16 protein-coding genes and 2 tRNA genes are annotated in these 20,621 nt (G+C 37.6%); 12 read left to right on the plus strand and 6 right to left on the minus strand.

The genetic code is table 11. The features are described 5' to 3' along the window. The first annotated feature begins 94 nt into the window (after positions 1 to 94). Positions 95 to 1,978, plus strand: coding sequence for a hypothetical protein (locus NF867_RS05240; protein ID WP_252586548.1), 1,884 nt, complete (start codon positions 95 to 97; stop codon positions 1,976 to 1,978). Between the two features lie 185 nt (positions 1,979 to 2,163). Further along, positions 2,164 to 3,858: a lipocalin-like domain-containing protein gene (locus NF867_RS05245; RefSeq protein WP_252586549.1), complete on the plus strand. Its 1,695-nt coding sequence runs from the start codon at positions 2,164 to 2,166 to the stop codon at positions 3,856 to 3,858. 490 nt (positions 3,859 to 4,348) lie between these two features. Here NF867_RS05245 and NF867_RS05255 read toward each other — a convergent pair. From NF867_RS05255 to NF867_RS05265, 3 genes are all read right to left on the minus strand, one after another. Continuing rightward, positions 4,349 to 4,421: transfer RNA gene (locus NF867_RS05255), tRNA-Lys, on the minus strand. Between the two features lie 40 nt (positions 4,422 to 4,461). Next, positions 4,462 to 4,534, minus strand: a tRNA-Lys gene (locus tag NF867_RS05260). 116 nt (positions 4,535 to 4,650) lie between these two features. Further along, positions 4,651 to 5,772, minus strand: coding sequence for a GNAT family N-acetyltransferase (locus NF867_RS05265; RefSeq protein WP_252586550.1), 1,122 nt, complete (start codon positions 5,770 to 5,772; stop codon positions 4,651 to 4,653). 88 nt (positions 5,773 to 5,860) lie between these two features. On the opposite strand from NF867_RS05265, the gene NF867_RS05270 reads away from it, so the two are divergent. After that, positions 5,861 to 6,382, plus strand: a complete 522-nt coding sequence (locus NF867_RS05270; RefSeq protein ID WP_252586551.1) for a redoxin domain-containing protein — start codon at positions 5,861 to 5,863, stop codon at positions 6,380 to 6,382. Positions 6,383 to 6,526: 144 nt separating this feature from the next. On the opposite strand, the gene NF867_RS05275 is transcribed toward NF867_RS05270, so the two are convergent. Further along, the gene (locus NF867_RS05275; RefSeq protein WP_252586553.1) at positions 6,527 to 7,063 is read right to left on the minus strand and encodes a GNAT family N-acetyltransferase; all 537 of its coding nucleotides are present in this window, start codon (positions 7,061 to 7,063) and stop codon (positions 6,527 to 6,529) included. 153 nt (positions 7,064 to 7,216) lie between these two features. Between NF867_RS05275 and NF867_RS05280 the strand changes: the two genes are divergently transcribed. Continuing rightward, positions 7,217 to 8,794, plus strand: coding sequence for a Na+/H+ antiporter (locus NF867_RS05280; RefSeq protein ID WP_252586555.1), 1,578 nt, complete (start codon positions 7,217 to 7,219; stop codon positions 8,792 to 8,794). A 78-nt stretch (positions 8,795 to 8,872) separates the two neighbouring features. Beyond that, entirely contained in the window at positions 8,873 to 9,667 is a 795-nt protein-coding gene (gene xth / locus NF867_RS05285; RefSeq protein ID WP_252586557.1) for an exodeoxyribonuclease III, read from the plus strand. A 31-nt stretch (positions 9,668 to 9,698) separates the two neighbouring features. On the opposite strand, the gene NF867_RS05290 is transcribed toward xth, so the two are convergent. Then, positions 9,699 to 11,915: a helix-turn-helix domain-containing protein gene (locus tag NF867_RS05290; protein ID WP_252586559.1), complete on the minus strand. Its 2,217-nt coding sequence runs from the start codon at positions 11,913 to 11,915 to the stop codon at positions 9,699 to 9,701. A 190-nt stretch (positions 11,916 to 12,105) separates the two neighbouring features. Here NF867_RS05290 and NF867_RS05295 point away from each other — a divergent pair, with 190 nt between their 5' ends. The 3 genes from NF867_RS05295 (at position 12,106) to NF867_RS05305 (ending at position 14,542) form a co-directional block, all read left to right on the plus strand. Further along, positions 12,106 to 12,678 (plus strand): hypothetical protein, encoded by a 573-nt coding sequence (locus NF867_RS05295; protein WP_252586561.1) that lies wholly within the window; start codon positions 12,106 to 12,108, stop codon positions 12,676 to 12,678. A 375-nt stretch (positions 12,679 to 13,053) separates the two neighbouring features. Further along, a complete protein-coding gene (locus NF867_RS05300; protein ID WP_252586563.1) occupies positions 13,054 to 13,542 on the plus strand; it encodes an Lrp/AsnC family transcriptional regulator in 489 nt (162 codons plus the stop codon). Then, a complete protein-coding gene (locus NF867_RS05305; RefSeq protein ID WP_252586565.1) occupies positions 13,520 to 14,542 on the plus strand; it encodes an EamA family transporter in 1,023 nt (340 codons plus the stop codon). The genes NF867_RS05300 and NF867_RS05305 overlap by 23 nt, the downstream gene beginning before the upstream one ends. A 39-nt stretch (positions 14,543 to 14,581) precedes the next feature. Here NF867_RS05305 and NF867_RS05310 read toward each other — a convergent pair whose 3' ends face one another. Beyond that, a complete protein-coding gene (locus tag NF867_RS05310; RefSeq protein WP_252586566.1) occupies positions 14,582 to 16,498 on the minus strand; it encodes a M1 family metallopeptidase in 1,917 nt (638 codons plus the stop codon). 162 nt (positions 16,499 to 16,660) lie between these two features. Between NF867_RS05310 and NF867_RS05315 the strand changes: the two genes are divergently transcribed. From NF867_RS05315 to NF867_RS05330, 4 genes are all read left to right on the plus strand, one after another. After that, complete coding sequence (locus NF867_RS05315) at positions 16,661 to 17,236, plus strand: AraC family transcriptional regulator (RefSeq protein ID WP_252586568.1); 576 nt, start codon at positions 16,661 to 16,663, stop codon at positions 17,234 to 17,236. A 269-nt stretch (positions 17,237 to 17,505) separates the two neighbouring features. After that, entirely contained in the window at positions 17,506 to 19,734 is a 2,229-nt protein-coding gene (locus NF867_RS05320; protein WP_252586570.1) for a heavy metal translocating P-type ATPase, read from the plus strand. A gap of 103 nt (positions 19,735 to 19,837) precedes the next feature. Then, positions 19,838 to 20,047 carry a heavy-metal-associated domain-containing protein gene (locus tag NF867_RS05325; RefSeq protein ID WP_252586572.1) on the plus strand — a complete coding sequence of 70 codons (210 nt, stop codon included), beginning with the start codon at positions 19,838 to 19,840 and terminating at the stop codon, positions 20,045 to 20,047. Positions 20,048 to 20,136: 89 nt separating this feature from the next. Then, the gene (locus NF867_RS05330; RefSeq protein ID WP_252586574.1) at positions 20,137 to 20,523 is read left to right on the plus strand and encodes an HYC_CC_PP family protein; all 387 of its coding nucleotides are present in this window, start codon (positions 20,137 to 20,139) and stop codon (positions 20,521 to 20,523) included. Positions 20,524 to 20,621 lie beyond the last annotated feature (98 nt).

Below are 20,621 nucleotides of genomic sequence, written 5' to 3' on the forward strand. Positions count from 1 at the left end.
ACTCTTTATAATTTACCTAGTTATAGGTATTTCGCAATCAAATATTTGTATCCATTTTAGCCATTCGATATACTTAAAAAACAAACCTGTTGATATGCCCAAAAACTTACTTTCCTTTAAACACTATTCTCTCGTTACCATATTTATTCTTTTCTTTCCTCTGGCATGTAAAAAGGGAGATTCTGACCCTGCAATACCAAAAGAAAACATTTTAGTACTTGATAAAACCACCGTTACTCCGGGTGATCTGGTAAAAGTAACCTATGAACTACCTAAGGATAAATCATCATGGGAAATGTTGATTGGGGAGAAAAAAGTCACCTTAACTAAAATTGATGATACCACATCTGCATTTTTAGTACCCGCTATTCCTTCAGGTCAGTTGAATTTAGACTTTTCTATTGTTGGAGCTAAGGAGAAACCGACATTAATTATCTCGGCCTATTCACCTATTACAAATCCCGACCAGGTTAAAGATGCTTATTTGGCGCAACTTGATGATGCCATTACCGATGTTTCGAGCGCTGAAGATGCCAATACCTTAACGGTATTTAAAGAAACTTTTAAGGCTAAATATGCAGCTTTAACTGATACAGAAAAGAAGGAACTAGCTTTTGTTCTTCAAAAATTAAACTTTGACATGCCTGACATTTCAGAACAGGCTATTCACGCTAAAATCACTAATGGTTTAGGCATTGATGTGCCTGCAAAATTCAATAGTGACCAGGAATATCGTGCAGGGGTAATTGCTTACGTAGGGCTTACAACCGAATCTATGGCTCTTTTGGCCCTTTCTGCAGAGGCAATTGCTGCTCCTACGGGTTATACACAAGTACTGGGCCTGGCAGGCCTAGGAGCTTCTTTTTATACCTTCAAAAAAGCGCTGGATTATAAGAAAGTATTATTTGCTTACAATGGACAGAATAAGCAAGTAATCAATCTTAAAATCCTTTTAAGCGGCCAAAACAGCAACACAAAAACGGTTGAAGCGGTTACTACAACAGAACCTGATTTTGTTTTTCAAACAGGTGCGCAACGTTCTTTTAATGTGAGCTCTGCCTATCAAGGTGTTTCAACTGCTGATGAAAAGAGCGCTAATGCATTTTTTAGAAATATTGTGTTGGTTACCAATAAAGCCACATCCATCTATAATGGTGTAGTTAAAGCCGTAAACAGAATTAAATCATGGTTTTCGGGTGATCCAAAATTGATTGAACTTGCCAACGGTATAGCCACAACGCCAACTGAGGAAATTCGTAATAGCCCGGCCAATCTTATCAAAATTGAAAATGTTTCTGACCCTGAAATCAAAATAACTTATACCACAGTGGCAGATATCTTGAAAATTACAGCTACTGGTAACGTTAAAGATATTCGGACCTTCACCTTTGATGTTGTATACAGCTACCCGGCAATGGGTATCTCCAATCGAAAAAAAATTACGGCAAAATATGAACCCAGAGATGGCTTGGGTTGGTATGCCGGTGACTATACCTTGGCTGCACCAGCGAATGGTGCGTATGGTGGACCTGATTACGGCAAAAAGGGATCTTTCTATGTATATTTTTATTATAACGAGAAAACCCTTGGTTACAACTCCGTTTTTTATGCAAAGAGCATCTTTCCAGGAATACCCAATATAATTGGAAGCTTGTGGGTTGCAGACATACGAGAACCCCAACTTACTTTTGGAGGAGGAGGATGGCAATATATATTGAATAGTACCATTCTCAAAAAATTTGAATTTGGACCCTTAAATGTGGCTCGGAATGAAAAATTAGTAAGCATGGACCAAACAGAAACCAGTTATCCTGGATGGCTATCCGATTGCGACGGAGGTTGTAAATATGCCTATCAACCTCTTGTAAATGCTCCTTACCAAGGAAAAACAGCGCCATCAACACTTACAGCCGCAGAGTTAAAAGCCATTAATGACTTTATTGCGGCAGGTGGGGCCGGAAAAACAATAACTTTTTAATGGAAAATCAATAATCTAAAAAGAGCTTCAATCATTAAATAGATTGAAGCTCTTTTTATTACGGACTGACTAAACAGTCCTATTTTGAACTCTTTATAATTTACCTATTTATAGGTATTTCTTAATTAAATATTTGTAGGCACTTTCGTCCCTTGGATATACTTTTTATAAATCGATCTGTTAATATGACAAAAAACTTACTTTCATTTAAGCTCAGCTCTCTCGTTATCCTATTTATTTTTCTCTTACCTATAGCATGTAAAAAAGGCGATTCCGACCCGGAAATTTCCAAAGAAAACATTTTGGTTCTTGATAAAACCACCGTTACCCCGGGAGATCTGGTTACTGTAAAGTATGAACTACCAAAAGATAAATCATCGTGGGAGATATTGATTGGAGCAAAGAACGTCACCTTAACTAAAATTGACGATACAACATCTGCATTTTTAGTTCCCGTTATTCCTTCAGGTCAGTTGAATTTAGATTTTTCTATTGTAGGTGCAAAGGAGAAACCGACCTTAACTATTTCAGCTTATTCACCTATTGCCAATCCCGAACAGGTTAAAGATTCTTATTTAGCTGAACTTGACAATGCTATTACCGATGTTTCAAGCACTGAAGATGCCAATACCTTAACTGTATTTAGAGATACTTTTAAGGCTAAATATGCAGCTTTAACTGATACAGAAAAGAAGGAATTAGCTTTTGTACTTCAAAAATTAAAGTTTGAGATGCCTGCTATTGCAGAACAGGCAATTCATAGTAAAAGCACTAACGATTTAATTGATGTGCCTTCAAAAATCAATACTGATCAGGAGTATCGCGCAGGGGTAATTGGTTATGTAGCCCTTGTAACCGAGTCAATGGCTCTTTTGACCGTTTCTGCTGAAGCAATTGCTGCCCCTACAGGTTTTACACAGGCAATAGGCCTCGCAGGCTTAGCGGCTACTTTTTATACATTCAAAAAATCGCTGGATTATAAAAGAGTTCTATTTCTATATAATGGTCAAAACAAAGAGGTAATCAATCTTAAAACCCTTTTAAGTGGCCAAAACAACAGTACAAAAATGGTTGAAGCAGTTACTACTGCAGACCCTGAAATTGTTTTTGAAACCGGTGTTCAACGTTCATTTAACGTTAGTTCAACTTACCAAGGTGTTTCAATTGCTGATGAAAAGAGTACTAATGCTTTCTTTAGAAAAATAGTTTTAGTTACCAATAAAGCAACTTCCATCTATAATGGGGTGGTTAAAGTGGTAAACGGGATTAAATCATGGTTTTCGCGTGATCCAAAATTGATTGAACTTGCAAGTGGAATACCAGCTACTCCAAACAAGGAAATTCGTAATAGCCCGGCTAATCTGATTAAAATAGAGAACGTTTCCAATTCTGCCATTAAATTGAGTACAACAGCGAACGGAGACATTTTAACAATCACAGCCACAGGCACCATTAAAGAAGATCAAACCTTTACTTTTGACGTGGTTTACAACTACCCGGCAATAGGTATTAGCAAACGGAAAAAAATTACCGCCAAATTAAATAATCCTTCTTTGAATGGTACCTGGAAATTAATCGCTGAAGTTGATGAAAGCAATCAAACGGATATTAGCACTCCTTGCAGTGGTAATAATACGATAAGTTTCAATTCTTCAAAAAACACGTATGTTGGAAAGTCTTATAAGCCATTTAATGGAGCTTGTCAGCTCGAGTCGGAATATTCGGGAACTTATACCTTAAACAACGGAACGCTTAATTTATCGGCAGGAGTAATTGGAAGTCCCGAATCCGCCCAAATTGTTCTGATTTCAGGTACAACCTTAAAGTTGAGATTTACTGATAATCATGGTTCTTATTTAGAAACCTATACCAAGCAATAATTGATAGTACGCATCAATAATTGATAGTCGAAAAGAGGAGATGAAAAATCATCCCTCTAACAAAATAAAGAAGGGTGACCGGTCCAATAAAGTTCCGGTCACCCTTTTTCTTTTTCTTCATACTACCAACCATTAATTATGCCCCAAAGCCGGATCATACTCAAAGGTTGTGGAGTTAATGAACATTCTCAATTATTTTGACAACCAAAGCACCAATACTTCAGCTGAATCGTTCACTGCGAAAATTAAGGCCTTTAGAACCCAATACAGAGGAGTGGGAAATGTTATTTTTTCCTGTTCAAACTAGCTAAACCTTATGCTTAGTCCGCAACTTTTAATCCTGATCCCTGATCCCCAATGTTGTGCTTATAAAGTCTTCGATGTAAATCAATACAGACTCCAACATAGTATTTGTTAATTTTTTTGAGAATAGATGATGTAGATGTATGGCATAATAAAAAAGGTTGCCAGATGATTCTGACAACCTTTGTGATCCCGCTGGGATTCGAACCCAGGACCCATACATTAAAAGTGTATTGCTCTACCAGCTGAGCTACGGAATCGTTGTTACCTTTATTTGAAACTGTGCAACTTCAGTTTTTGTGATCCCGCTGGGATTCGAACCCAGGACCCATACATTAAAAGTGTATTGCTCTACCAGCTGAGCTACGGAATCTTTTCCCTGTTTAAACCACCTCTAGGGCGGTCTGTTTTGGGACTGCAAATATACAGGCTTTGATTTAGTTTGCAAACTAAATGTTCAGCTTTTTTTAATTAAAAATTAAGTGCCTGTTACTCAGGAAAAATAAATCGATACGTTGCATGGGTTTTAGATCGGGTTGCCCCTAATGCAGCATGAATAGCCTGCATTTTAGTGTTAAAATCACCCACCCACGATAGTTCCGCTTCAGTATAATGATTTTGTGGCAAAACATAGAACTGAAGTTTTCGAAATAATGCAGACTCCAGGCCATGTTTCTGATAAGCTTGTTTAGTTCCCATCACCACTACACGAATCCGATCCATTTTACCTCTCCATTTGTAATACACAAATTTTAGCTTACCCCAAAGGTTAAGTTTGCCGTTCAAATGCTTAATTATTTGGTTGGCATCTGGTAAACAAACAATGAATGAAGCTGGTTCGTTGTTAACATAGGCAAACCAAATTAACTGCTCATCCATTATGGGTTTCATTTTTTCAAAACTATCCAGCAAGATCTCTTTCGAAATCGGAACAAAGTTTTCAAAATCCTGCCAGGCATCGTTATAGATCTCTTCAAAATCGGCTGCAAACTTATCAAACTTGTTTACCGTTAAATACTCAAATGAATAGCCCGGCTTAGCAATTACCCAATCTGCAATTTTTTCTACCCGTGCAGGAAGAGCAATCGGAATAGTATTGGTGTATTGCTGATAAGCCTGCGTAAAACCGTATAACTCGAAAAATTTTTGATAGTAAGGTGGATTGTATTGCATACCAAATGAAGGATGTACAAATCCATCGATAAGTAAGCCCCAATAGGTATCGTTTTCGCCAAAGTTGATAGGGCCATCCATTGCTTTCATACCCCGTTCGGCTAACCATTTCTTACAGGTATCAAATAAAATAAAAGCAGCCTTTTTATCATCAATACATTCAAAGAAACCCATTCCTCCGGTAGGAACCTCAGATTGATATGCTTTTTTCTGATTAATAAACGCTGCAACACGACCTATAAGATTTCCATTATTATCTTTTAAAACCCACCTGGTAGCTTCTCCGAAAGCGTGAAAATTATTGCGTTTGGGGTCAAAAATAGATTCAATATCACTATCGAGTGGTCTAACCCAAACAGGATCTTTCTTGTTAATAATTACTGCAACTTCCAGAAATTCCTTTTTCGTTTTGGCGTCTTTAACCTCAATAATAGTCATATAAAAATTTTAGTGCCCAAAAATATAAAATTGCTTGTGCCTTAGTTAAAAAAACAGAGATTTGTCGAAATAACCATTCAATAATCTTATGATAATAGGCGACAAACTTCCGGCTTTTAACCTTAAGGGAGTAGACGGAGAAATGAGCAATCAGTATGCATATGCCGATAGATATGCATTGCTTGTAGTGTTTACCAACAACAGCTGCCCAGTGGCTGTAGCGTATCGCAATCGTATCAAGAACTTACTTAAGCGATATGAAGAAGATAATTTAGGAATCATTCGAATTAATTCTACTACCAAAAACAGTGAAGCTGAATCGTTGGAAGAGATGAAAAAAATGTATGATGATTTAAAATTGCCTCATTTGTATTTAATGGACGATGACCAAACGGTGGCTAAGGCATTTGGTGCTACTAAAGTTCCCGAAGCATTTTTATTTAACTCGAAAAGAGAATTGGTTTATAAAGGTGCGATAGATGATAGCTGGGAAAATGAAAATATGGTTACCAGGGTCTACCTGGAAGATGCCATTGAAGCAGCTTTGGACGGCATTGATGTGGATTATCCAGAAATTGATCCAATTGGTTGCGATATCGTATTGAAATAGTTGTACCTCTAATTTTAGCTACTTTATTTAAGCGCTAAGGTTCGAATCCCAGCGGGATCACAAAGGTTGTAAGAATCATCTGGCGACCTTTGTGGTTTTATCATACATCTACGGTATGCGCAAATTAAGTTACCAATGCACCTCTCATTTATTGCTAACAGCCTTCTCCTTTTCAATAACATAAATAAAGTTCAGTTTGGAAGGTTCTCCAAAATAAGCCACTTCCTGCCCGCCAACCTTTTGGGCTCCTATACGGGTTATAGCAATCTGCGACCGAATATTAGTAGCTCCAATATGAAAATAAACCTTATCAACAAATTGAAAGATATAGTCTAACATCATCCTCTTTACAGCCTGATTAACACCTTTTCCCCAAAATCTGGTTGAATAAAAGGTATAGCCAATCAGAATGCTATTATCTTGTTCATTAAAGTCATAAAACCTTGTACTACCTATAATTTCGCATGATTCTTTATCGATGATTTTGAATGCCCCTTCGCTCTTCATTGCACCTTCAAAAAATGTCCGAAAAACTTCTTTTTTCCAACGGTCTTTATTAGGATGTTGTTTCCAAATGTCAGGGTCTGAAGCTGCCTTGTAAAGGTCTTCAAAATCCTTTTCTTCTAATGGACTGATCAACACTTTATCGTTTTCTAAAATTGGTTGGACAGAAAATAACATATCATTACAATTATCCCTCTAATATAAAAAATCATGAATAGTACAATTGATAAATACCTCAATAGAATCAGCCAGCACTAAACTGCTGCCATAGGTTTATTAGGATTATGATGAATGTTTAATAAATTTATCCGACGAACATTTAAACCGTATATGCTCGAACATTTTCCTTTTTATCTGGCGCTGATTGTCCTTATTATTTTGTTGATAATGCTGGCTACTAAAATTAAAGTAGCCTACCCAGTTTTATTAGTGTTAGCAGGATTACTCATCAGCTTTGTACCCGGTATTCCTGTTCTTAAAATAGATCCAGAGCTCATCTTTATCATATTTCTTCCCCCCTTGTTATATGAAGCAGCTTGGGCCAACTCATGGAAAGAACTTTGGCATTGGCGCAGGATCATCGGAAGTTTTGCATTCGTGGTAGTTTTTTTCACCGCCATCTCAGTAGCCTTGATAGCTAATTATTTTATACCAGGCATTTCTTTAGCCTTAGGCTTTTTGCTGGGAGGAATTGTTTCCCCTCCTGATGCTGTAAGCGCGAGCGCGATTTTAAAATTTGTAAAGGTTCCCAAAAGAATGTCCTCTATTCTGGAAGGAGAAAGCCTTTTAAATGATGCTTCATCGCTTATTATTTTTCGCTTTGCGATGATTGCAGTAGCCACCGGTCAGTTTGTTTGGTACGAGGCAGCATTTAGTTTTGTATGGATGATTATTGGAGGTGTTTGCCTGGGCCTGGTGGTAGGTTTACTTTTCCTGAAACTTCACAAATGGCTTCCGACGGATGCAAATATGGATATCATACTTAGCCTTGTAACACCTTATGCCATGTATATTGCCGCTGAAGAAGTACATGCCTCAGGTGTATTGGCGGTGGTTAGCGGTGGATTGTTCTTATCGTACCATCGGCACCATTTTTTAAGTGGTTCCTCACGCTTACGAGGAGAAAATGTGTGGCAAAGTCTCGTTTTTCTATTAAACGGTTTAGTATTTCTATTAATTGGACTGGACCTGCCCGAAATCACATCTGGATTAAAAGCTGAAGGTAGCAATTTTTATCAGGCAACTAGTTACGGACTATTGATCACAATGGTTTTAATTATAGGCAGAATGCTTGCTGCATTCGGGGCATTGATCGTAACTAAAGTGGCCAGTCACTTCATTACCGTTGCCGACAGTAACCCTGGCATAAAAGGTCCGATTTTGCTCGGCTGGACAGGTATGCGAGGAGTTGTATCTCTGGCAGCTGCATTATCCATCCCTTTAGTACTTGAAAATGGCTCCCCTTTCCCCCATCGTAATTTGATTTTATACATCACATTCATCGTAATTTTAGTCACGTTGGTATTGCAAGGGCTTACCCTTCCAATTCTCATTAAAAAAGTAAGCCTGCCCAACTTTAACGATCATCTGCCAGAGGAAGAAACACAAAACCTGATCCGTGAAGAGTTGGCAAAAGAATCTTTAAACTATTTAACTCAATATCATCAAACCGAACTAACAACCAATTTTCATTTGCAGAAATTGGCCAATCAGTGGCAAAATCATTTAAAGGCGGATGAAACAGTAACTATTTCGGAGGAAGTAAAAACGATCTACATGAACATTCTCGATAAGCAGCGTCAATTGCTAATTCAAAAGAATAAAAGTGAAGAACGAATCGATGAAGAGATCATCAGAAGGTTTCTGCATCATATTGATTTGGAAGAAGAAAAATTAAGGTCGGTATAATATTCTCATTAAAACTTTAACAGTTGCTGCTTTCAACAGATATTTACTATCTTCTTTTTTATAAATTATCGGTAAACTATGTCACCTAATGCATCTTTAAAAATCGCCACTTATAATGTAAACGGCATCGGAAGTCGCTTACCTGTTTTACTTCGCTGGCTTGAAGAAACCAAGCCTGATATCGCTTGTTTGCAGGAATTAAAGGCTCCGCAAGAAAATTTTCCGGAAGCTGCGATCAAGGATGCGGGGTATAATGCAATATGGCATGGCCAAAAAAGCTGGAATGGTGTAGCCATTCTGGCCCGTGATCATGCAGAGATCAAAGAAGTTCGACGGGTGCTTCCGGGAGATGATGAAGATCTGCATAGTCGATACATTGAAGCTCATGTAGGAGATCTTCTTATTGGTTGTCTTTATTTGCCTAATGGCAATCCTGCTCCAGGGCCAAAGTTTGATTACAAACTAAGCTGGATGAAGCGCTTTATCACACATACAGATGAACTTCTTAAACAAAACATCCCGGTAGTGCTTACCGGCGATTTTAATATTATTCCAACCGAAGTTGATGTTTATAAACCTGAACGCTGGACAAATGACGCCTTATTCCGACCCGAATCAAGAGAAGTGTTTCATAGCCTGATTAACAAAGGCTGGACTGACGCTCTTCGTAAACTATACCCTGACGAAATCATTTATACTTATTGGGATTATTTCAGGGATGCTTATAGTCGAAACGCCGGCTTACGGATTGACCATTTTTTACTGAATAACGTAGTAACCGATAAGTTATTGAAAGCAGGAGTAGATCGTCATGTTCGTGGTTGGGAAAAATCAAGCGATCACGCCCCGGTATGGATTGAATTGTCGAAATAGGTATTTAATTGTTCGCTTTAGAACAAAAGTTCTATTTATTTAAGGCTTGTGTTGCCTGCCAATAAGCAACAGCTACCTTAATTTCAGTATAAGAGAAATTCGCGCCCAGATTTTCTTTTAAAACACCTAATGAAACTGAGCCACTGGCTTGAATGGCATCAAGGATAGGCTTAAGCTTTTCTTCGGAAATCAATTCTTCTACCTTAATTTCTCCGGTTGCAATAAACGATGCTAAATGACCTTCAATAGTACCCGAAGTCATATTCCGTTCAGTTGCAATATCAGCAATTGACTTACCTTCTTTAAACAATTGCAGACTGATAAATCTGGTTTCTCCTTTTTTGTTTTTTTCAGTTGGTGAATCAACCTCATCATTATTTCCTGGATTTTCAGATTTAACATTCATTTCTTCAAGCAGGATTGTAGAATCAATCCCTTTTGATAGCCCATGAGCAATTAATTGGGCCGCTTTAATCAATTCAACTTTTCTAAATATTAGTTTTCTTAACTGCTTTAAAGCTGCCAGGTATTTCACAACCCTTTTTTTCTTACGGGTTTGATTTATATGATCATCCAAGCTATCAAGCATTTCATTTATCGAAGTGAGAAAATATGCTGAAGCTTTGTCAATTCGTTCGTTAAGTTTTCCGTAATTATCACTTTGGGCTTCCGACAGTAGCTGGCCTAACTGTTTGGAAAAGGTTTCAGCTACCTTCAGTTGATCTTTAGTAGTTTTATACCATTTTTCTGCTAAAGTAGCCGCCTCACTCCTATCTGCAATTAATCCCCCAGCCAGATTATCATAATGCTGTTCGAGATAAAATACAAGTTTATTCCAGTTGAATGTTTGCAGCAAAAGTGAATTGATATAACTAGTTCTATCGCGTTCCAATTGATTAACAAGGATGTCCGGATCGAATTCACGCTTACAAAACTCAATTACCCTGGTATTATTTAAAACGGCTGCCGGGGTGATTTTAGACAATAAAACTAAGCCATTCATATTGGTCAATCGGCTTAACGCTACATAAACCTGACCGGCAGCAAATGAAGCTCCTGCATCGACAATGGCTTTTTCAAAAGTCAAACCCTGACTTTTGTGAATAGTAACAGCCCAAGCCAACCGAATGGGATATTGTTTAAATTCACCTAATACAACTTCATCAATATTGTCGTTATCGCTATTAAACTGAAATTTGACATTTTTCCATGATTCTTTTTCGAGTTCAATTTCGTTCCCATTATTAAAAACAACTGTAATACTATCTTCTCTGATACTTTTGACCGTTGCAATTTTGCCGTTATAATACCTCCTGCTTTCACCTTTATCATTTTTAATAAACATGATCTGCGCATTTTCCTTCAGCTCCAGAATTGCATCTGCAGGATAAGCCTTATCATTGAAATCGCCGGTAACTTCAGCATTAAACCGGTATGATTTTGACGGCAAGGAATTCAATTCTCGCAAATTAATATTATCCGCTTTTGCTGTATGGGTGGTAAGTGTTATATAGTTTTCCTCTTTTGGAGGCTGAAAATCGGGGTGATAATGCCGATGTAACACTTCTAAATCTTGCGGCAACACTACATTATTGCGAATATTATTCAGTATATCAATAAAAACCGTGTCCTTTTGGCGGTAAATTTTGGTAAGCTCAAGGTATAACAACTCCGATTGTTTTATAACATGTGCATCAAAAAAGAAAGGACTTTCATAATAGTTTTTAAGCACTTCCCACTCATCATTTTTAACCACAGGAGGCAATTGAAACAAATCGCCAATATATACCACCTGTACGCCACCAAATGGCTCTGGTCGTTTTCTTACAAATCGCAACACATGGTCGATTGTATCGAGTAAATCAGCCCTTACCATGCTCACTTCATCAATAACCAATAACTCAATTTCTTGCATTAACTCCCTTCGTTCCTTGCTGATCTTAAGGTTTTTCAAGAAGGAATAAATGGTATTAAACTGCCCTTGATTTTTATTCCATTGAGGCTGATTGATCGGTAAAAAAGCTTCAAAGGGAAGCTGAAAAAAAGAATGTATAGTTACCCCTCCTGCATTAATGGCTGCTACTCCTGTTGGTGCAACAATCACCATTTTTTTAGGAGAGTTTTGATAAATGTATTTCAGAAAAGTAGTTTTACCTGTTCCTGCCTTGCCTGTAATAAATAAATGCCTGTTTGTTTGATTAACAAACTGAACTGCGTACTTAAAGGCTGAATTTGATGAATCGAACATTTAAAAGATAACCTGGATTAAAAGGCTAAAAATAAATGCTTATTCTCTGGATTAATTAGTTTTTTAAATATTATTCGATGTACCTATTAAATTTTAGTTCTTTCAAGTTTGATTTTTTTAGCTTAAATTAAAATGAAGCACTCTAAATCAGCCTGTTATACTATTAATCAATCTAAAACAATCTGCTATTATGAAAAAACTACTCACAATTGCATTTACATTAAGTTTGTTTTCAAGCCAGTTAAAAGCTCAAAAGAATGAAGTTTATATTGGATATGGGTTAGGTTCAGTACAAGAAGCCAGCGAAACCTTTTCAGACGCATTCGTGGGCATATTTACCGGAGAATCAACCGAAACTTCTGTAAAGTTCGGACCAATAATGCTGGGTTATAACCATTATCTAAACCCAAAATGGACTATAGGTGCTCTATATTCCAACACTTCATTAGAAGGAAAAACCACAAGCAATTCCTCTTCTATTGATCTTTCTTACACCAGTACATACAATATACTAATGGCGAGAAGTGATTATCGTTACGTTAACAAAGAAAAGTTTCAACTATATTCCGGATTAGCTGCTGGTATTGCTTTTGTCAAAGCTAAACCCATAAATGACTCAGATATTGAAACTTCATCTAATACGGAATTTGCCTTTCAGCTGAATGCCATAGGTTTACGCTACGGAAAAACGTTTGGAGTATTTGGAGAACTTGGAGTTGGGAATAATGGTATTTTTTGCTTCGGCATATCAGCAAAGTTCTGATTTATAACCATATATTTATTTACCTCTATTTGCCAAATTAAATTCTATTACATCCTAAAAAACAAGTCATTAATTACAAAAAATACCCTGCATTCAAGGAGTTATTTGTTTTGAAAAAAAACTTAAAAAAAATTTTTAAAAATATTTGCATAGTGTAAGTAATACACTATCTTTGCTTCATATTCATAATACATAAATTGGTTGTAAGGAACTTCGCATCTCCCCGGTCGAGGTTCCTTGTTTTTTATACCTACCCCACTTCCTTCTTTCATAATTTCTCGCTCTCTCTTAATTTATTTAATTCGAAATTTTATATTTTTTATTGAATTTTATTCTGAAATATTTTAAATTTATTGAATAATATTCTACTTAAAAATGATTGAATTAGATAATATCGACTTAAGGATCTTGTCACTCAAGCAAGACAATGCCTGTATTTCTAACTCCGAACTTGCAAAAGAGTTAGGCATGGCACCATCGGCTATGCTTGAACGAGTACGTAAACTGGAAAAAAAAGGCATTATCGAGTCGTACAACACGCGTATAAATCCTATCGCCTTAAATCAAAAATTACTGGCATTTATCTTTGTAAAATCCTCAACAGCCCCTAACAGTTGTTGGCAGGACAATTCAATAAAGGATTTACCCGGAATACAAGAAGTACATCATATTGCGGGAGACGATTGTTTTCTGATCAAGATCAGAACGGAAGATTCTCAATCATTAGTTAAATGGATGCGGGAAGAATTAAGTAAAATTCAGGGCATCATCTCAACCCGCACCACCATTGTACTCGAAACCTTAAAAGAAACCACAAACTTAACTATACCTCTTACACAAAATGAAAACGCTCAACAACACTAATGAACCTTCAAAAAGCCTTGTTATTGCCGCGTTTGCGGCTATTTATCTTATTTGGGGATCAACCTATTTAGGCATTTCGGTCGCCATTCAAAGTATTCCACCGATGATAATGGGTGGCCTTCGTTTTTTAATTGCCGGAGTTTTATTACTGGGATGGTGTTTTTATAACAAACAAAGGCTCCCTTCAAAAACAGCTATATTAAAAAGCTGTATTACCGGTTTATTATTACTTCTTTGGGGAAATGGGGCCGTAATTTGGGCCGAGCAATATTTACCTAGCAGCTTAACGGCCATTGTGGTTGCAGGAGCTCCTTTATGGATGGCTTTGCTTGATAAACGCGAATGGAAACGATCGTTTACCAGTTTACCCATTGTAGCCGGTTTATTGATAGGATTTTCGGGTGTTATAATACTTGTTACAAGTGGCAATGAATCGACCCATTTTAGCTTACAAGATCATAAGCAACTGCTTGGACTTTTAGTGCTCTTAAGTGGCTCAATAGCATGGGTTGGAGGTTCTTTATTTACTAAATATTCCCCTTCTGATGGCTCTACTTTAATGAAGGTAAGCATTCAAATGCTGGTGGCCAGTTTAGCTTTTTTCACAGTTGCTGCCATAAGAGGAGAATATCAAAGCTATGATATCAGCCAAACAACCACTAAATCATGGCTGGCATTAACCTACCTGGTAACATTCGGGTCGTTAATTGGTTATTTGTCGTATGTGTGGTTACTTTCAGTGCGTTCACCTTCACAAGTGGGCACTTATGCCTATGTCAATCCTCCCGTTGCTGTATTATTAGGCTGGTTGATTTTAAGTGAACCTATTTCAGGCATTCAAACCATTTCACTCGCAATTATTTTAATTGGAGTAATGTTGGTGAATAAAGGCAATAGTAAAAAGGCTAAAGCCTTAAAAAACGAAGCTCCAAAAAAAGAAATTGAAGTCACCAACGATGACAACGAAGCAAAACTAGTTTTAGCTGAGGATAAAGGGTAAAACAAAAGGGCGTTAAAAACAAATTTAACGCCCTTTCAATTATTTTAGACTGCCTTGCTTTGTAACCTGACCAGCTTCCCACTTATTATTATCTCTAATCTTATCGGGAGTAAACTCATCTCCAATTGTTACGCTTTTAACTTTCGCATCGAAAAATCCTTTGGCTACAAATTCCGTATTTCCTGTTGCCCATGATTCAGCGGTAAAGTGTTTTACAACTTCCTTCCCATTTTCGAGTTTAATTACCAAGTGAATTGGAACCGGTAAACCGCCTTTGTTTTCGATAACTATTGAAGTTTGTCCTTTGGTATCAACCGAAACATTTTGAACGGCTAGATCAGGGTAAACCCATTCGAAGAACCATGGTTTCCAGAACCAGTTAAGATTTTTACCGGTTGTATTATTAATGCTGTTAAAATAGTCGTATGGGGTTGGATGCTTACCATTCCAATCGTTCATGTATTGATGCAGCGCCTTAAAGAATAGTTTATCACCCAACATATCTCTAAGAACATGATAGCTTAGCGCACCTTTGCCATATGAATTGGTAACATAAGCAAAGCCGTCATAATTTTTAGTATTAGTAATCAACGGTACATCTAAATCAGTACCTGATACCTTTTCATAGCGGGTTTTACTATAAATTCCTTCGTCTTCAGGTTCACCTAACAATGCAGATAACACTGTTTCACCAATTGAGGCCCAACCTTCGTCCATCCAGGCATATTGCGTTTCATTAATCCCCATGTAAAATGGAAAATAACTATGGAATATTTCATGAGTAGTTAACTGAACCGCGTATTTACGATTAGGCGAAGGATTATCGTTTACCATCATAGGGTACTCCATCTGATCGGTTCCGTCAACAACAGTAATTTGAGGAAACGGGAATGGAACAGCCGGATACACATGGCTCATCAACTCAACCGACTTGTTTGCAATATCCTGTACCTCAAAATAATCATGGTGAATTTTATTATAGGTGGTATTCACCATCACCCGGCGTTTGGTAACCGAGTCTGCCAATACACTGCTTGCATCCCATAAGTAATGATCGCTTAAGGCAAAAGCAAAGTCACTCACATTAGTTGCTTTGAATTTCCAGCTACCTGTAGGATTAGCCGAGAACACATTATTCTTTTTGTAATCGGTAGAATCAATAACATGAACCGTTTTATTGGTTGTTGCCGCTAATTTTAAACGCTCAGTAACAGTAGTGCTTAAGTTTTCATATCCGTTTTGTAGTTCACCTGTTGCCCAAACAATAAAGTTCTTAGGAGCTGTAACTTCCACCTCATAGTTTCCGAAATCATTATAAAACTCCTGAGTGCCTTTATAGCTCCATGTATCCCATCCATTTATATCGTCATAAACGGATAAACGCGGAAACGAATAAGCAATAAAGTAAGAGGTTGCATCAATAGCTCCGGTTCGCTGCTGAGAACCAGTATTTACGGTATAGTGCCATTTAATAACAAGTGTATTTTCACTTTTAGCTGCAACTGCCGTTGCCGGAGTCACCATTAAATTAGTCCCGTAACGAGCCGCTTTCTTATTATTTTGAAGATCACTAATCTGCTCTTCATTGATTTTCAGGAAATCAATCACAACACCTTCATTCTCATCTTTTGGGTCGATTTGAGTGTTACGTTCAATACCTTTCTTATAAAAATCAGGATACAAACGAATGATCAGTCGGCTTAATGCATCCGGACTGTTATTAAAATAGGTAATGGTTTCTTCTCCGCTAAGCACTTTTGTTTGCGGATCGAAATTCATTTTAATCTTATAATCGGCCTTGTTTTGCCAATAATTAGCCCCTGGTTTGCCATTTACAGCACGTGTACCTTTTTCAAAAGCCGATTTAATAATAGCCGTTTGATAAAGTGCTTGTGAATTGGCGTTGAGGGCTGCAAAAGCAAGTATACCCGATAAACAAACTTTGTATAACTTCATAAATGGTTAAGTTAATAATTGGGTGAAATTAAAATATAATGCTCATTGTTGTTCATCTTAACCAAAACTTTTACATTTTAGATGAGCGAGTTAATGCGGTAATGCATCAAAACCATATCAGTACTTTCGTCGTTTACCTAAAACATACATTATTTCAAAAGCATGCTACTTCAAATAAAAAATATGGTTTGCAACCGCTGTATAAAGGTGGTTAAAGATGAATTAGAAAAAATTGGTCAAACTGTTAATTCAATAAAACTCGGAGAAGTTGAACTGGAAGGAACGTTAAGCAACCATCAGTTAGAACGGGTAAAATCAGTTTTAGAAGATAACGGATTTGAACTATTGGAAGACAAACAAAGTAAGCTAATTGAACTTACTAAAAACCTGATCATTGAACTGGTTCACAGTAAAGACCCCATTAAACTGCATATCAATCTCTCTGACCACTTGTCCGCTTTTCTTAATGTCGACTATAGCTATTTAAGCAATTTGTTCTCATCATTTGAGGGAATTACCATTGAAAAATATCTCATCTTACAGCGCATTGAAAAAGCCAAAGAGTTAATTTTCTATGATGAATTAACATTGAGCGAAATTGCCTACCAGCTTGGCTATAGCAGCGTTGCCCACCTTTCCTCTCAATTCAAAAAAACAACCGGATTAACTCCGAGTGAATTCAAAAAACTAAGAGATTCCAGTAGAAAAGCATTGGATAAAGTCGGCGGTCAGCAGTAGGCAGTCAGCAGTAGGCAGTCCACAATCGGCAGTCAGCAGTACTCAGTTGCCAATCGACAACCACCAGTATGTAGTGAGACCCCCCCCCGACTTAGAACTGTAGACTACTGACTGTATTGATTTGGTACTGTAGACCGGAAACTGCGGACTGCCGACTGAGTACTGAAGACTGGAAACTGTTCCAAAATCATATAAACTTCTCCCAAAATTGTATAAAGCTTTGCATGAGGTTGTGAGGTAGCTTTGTTCTATCACAAACTACATAGCTTATGCAAATCGATAATAGATCAAACGAACTTCTCAAAAAGGTATTTCCGGTTGAAGGAATGAGTTGCGCTTCCTGTGCCGTGAGCGTAGAAAGTATGCTTAACAATACTCCTGGAGTAGTAAAAGCTGAAGTAAATTTTGCTGCAAATTCGGTAGCTGTTGAATACAATGCTCATTTAATTTCCCCAGAGGTACTCAAGAAATCAGTACAATCAATCGGTTATGATCTTTTTATTGAAGACAATGCCAAAGAAGAGCAGGCAGAACTGCAGCATTTGAAATATCAACAACTTAAAAAGAATACCATTTGGGCAGGCGTATTAACATTACCGGTTGTTGTAATCGGAATGTTCTTTATGCATTGGCCTCCGGGAAACTGGATTATGATGGTTTTAACCGGAATTATTTTGTTTGTTTTTGGAAAGCAATTCTTTATCAATGCTTTTAAACAGGCCAAACACGGCAGTGCTAACATGGATACACTGGTAGCTTTAAGCAGTGGAATCGCCTTTATTTTCAGTGCTATCAATACATTTTTCCCTCATTTAATGCACCGTCCCGGCCAGCATACTCCGATTTATTTCGAGTCGGCAGCAGTGGTGGTTACTTTCATTCTATTGGGCCGATTGTTGGAAGAACGCTCAAAGTCCAAAACTTCATCAGCAATAAAAAAGTTGATGGGACTCCAATCCAAAACCGTTACCATAGACGATAACGGAACAGAGCGCGTGGTCGACATTGAAAACGTTCATCCCAATCAGATCATCATTGTTAAACCGGGCGAAAAAATTGCCGTTGACGGAACGGTTATAGCCGGCGCCTCTTATGTGAACGAAAGCACCATTACAGGTGAATCTGTGCCTGTTAGCAAAAACTTGGGTGATAAAGTTTTTGCCGGAACCATAAACCAACAGGGAAGTTTCAAGTTTAAAGCCGAAAAAATAGGTAAGGAAACATTGCTCGGACAAATCATCAAACATGTTGAAGATACCATGGGCAGTAAAGCACCGGTACAAAAATTGGTCGATAAAATCGCTGGCATTTTTGTTCCAATTGTGCTACTTATTGCCATTACTTCATTTACCGTCTGGATGTTTTTAGGCACCAACGATCAATGGTACCATGCAATTACAGCATTAGTTGCGGTATTGGCCATAGCTTGTCCTTGTGCCTTAGGGTTAGCCACTCCAACGGCGTTAATGGTTGGCGTTGGAAAGGGAGCCGAAAACGGCATTTTAGTAAAAGATGCCGAAAGCCTGGAGATCGCCCGAAAGGTTAATGCCGTTGTCCTCGATAAAACCGGAACGATTACGCAAGGAACTCCGACGGTGATCGATTTTATTTGGATGGAAAAGGATTTTGAAAAATATGCCCCCCTAATTCTTGGAATGGAACAGCGATCGGAACACCCGCTTGGACAATCGATCGTTAGCTATCTCAAATCTCAACAAATCATAGGTTCTGAACCTAATGAGTTTGAAAACATTTCGGGTAAAGGGTTGAAGGCAAAGTTTGACAGCAAAGTAATATTGGCTGGAAATAGGGCTTTACTACAGGCATTCCATGTTCTGATTTCAGAAGATATTGCTCATCAAGCACATCAGTTACAACAACAGGCTAAAACAGTTTCATTTATCGCTGTTGACCAGGAATTGATCGCTATTATTGCCATTGCTGATAAAGTAAAAGCCGGATCAAAAGAAGCCATTAATGAATTACAATCAGCAGGTATAGAAGTTTATATGTTAACGGGAGATACTTTTGAAACCGCTCAGGCTGTAGCACAACAAACCGGAATTAATCATATACATGCAGGATTATTGCCCGCCGATAAAGCTGCTTTTGTAAAACAGCTACAAAAAGAAGGCAAAGTGGTAGCAATGTCAGGAGATGGGATTAACGACTCGCCAGCTTTAGCTCAAGCCGATTTAAGTATAGCTATGGGCAAAGGATCAGATATTGCCATGGATGTAGCCAAAATGACCCTGACCTCTTCCGACTTAAGACAGATCCCTAAGGCTTTACGTTTGTCGAGCTTTACCGTAAAAACTATTCGGCAGAACCTGTTTTGGGCATTTATATACAATCTTATAGGGATACCCCTTGCCGCGGGTCTGTTCTACCCAATTTTCGGATGGCAGCTAAATCCAATGTTTGCCGGAGCCGCCATGGCGCTAAGCTCGGTTTCGGTGGTAACAAACAGCTTAAGGTTACAACGAAAAAAAATATAACGATTTAAGATCTTAAATTTAGGATTTACGATTTTTCATCGATCATTCGTAAATCTAAAATCATCAATCTAAAATTAATTAGTTCACAATTAACAATTCAATTATGTTACTGAAATTCAAAACAAACATCAAATGCACCGGATGCATAGCTACCATAACACCTGAGTTAAATGGATTAAAAGAAGTTAAACATTGGGAAGTAGATTTAGCTAGCGCCGATAAAGTGCTTACAGTGGAAGGAGAAGATCTTCAACCTTCGCAAGTGAAAGATGCCTTGAAAGGTGTTGGCTATACTGCCGAACAGATCAGCTAACCTAAATAATAAATACTTATCGCACTAATTGCTGCAGCGCGATAAGTATCTTACATTTATTTAAAATAGAAAATTATATTTTTGTGATAATGACAAAACGTTTGCTCATAGTGTGTTTTACATTTTTCTTCCTGCTGATGAATGCAGGAGTGCCAGTGTATGCACATTACTGTGGCAAAGTGTTAACCTCTACAGATTTTCATTTACCAAAAAAATGCAGTTGCACCAAGTCGGGTGAAGAACCTATGAAAGATTGCTGTAAAGACGAAGCCAAAGTAATAAAGGTTCAGGATGACTTTTTAAAGTCACAGCATCAACTTAAAATCCCTGTTTTAAGCATTCATTTTGCACTTTCCTACGTAGCGGTTTTTCTGCATGCTCCTATTGAGATCGAAAAAGCATCGTTAAGCGCAGATACTTCTCCCCCTGATTTACCCGTCGAACGGTTTATCTTACATCATAATTTCAGAATTTAGTTCTGTTTCCACGTAGAAGCAATTAGTTCTTAATTGCTCGATGACTTTCATAAATTGCATAGAAAGTCTATCAAATTTTCAATTTCTCAAATTTTCAA

The organism is Solitalea agri (assembly GCF_023914155.1).
In the GTDB taxonomy this organism is placed as follows: Bacteria; Bacteroidota; Bacteroidia; order Sphingobacteriales; family Sphingobacteriaceae; genus Solitalea; species Solitalea agri.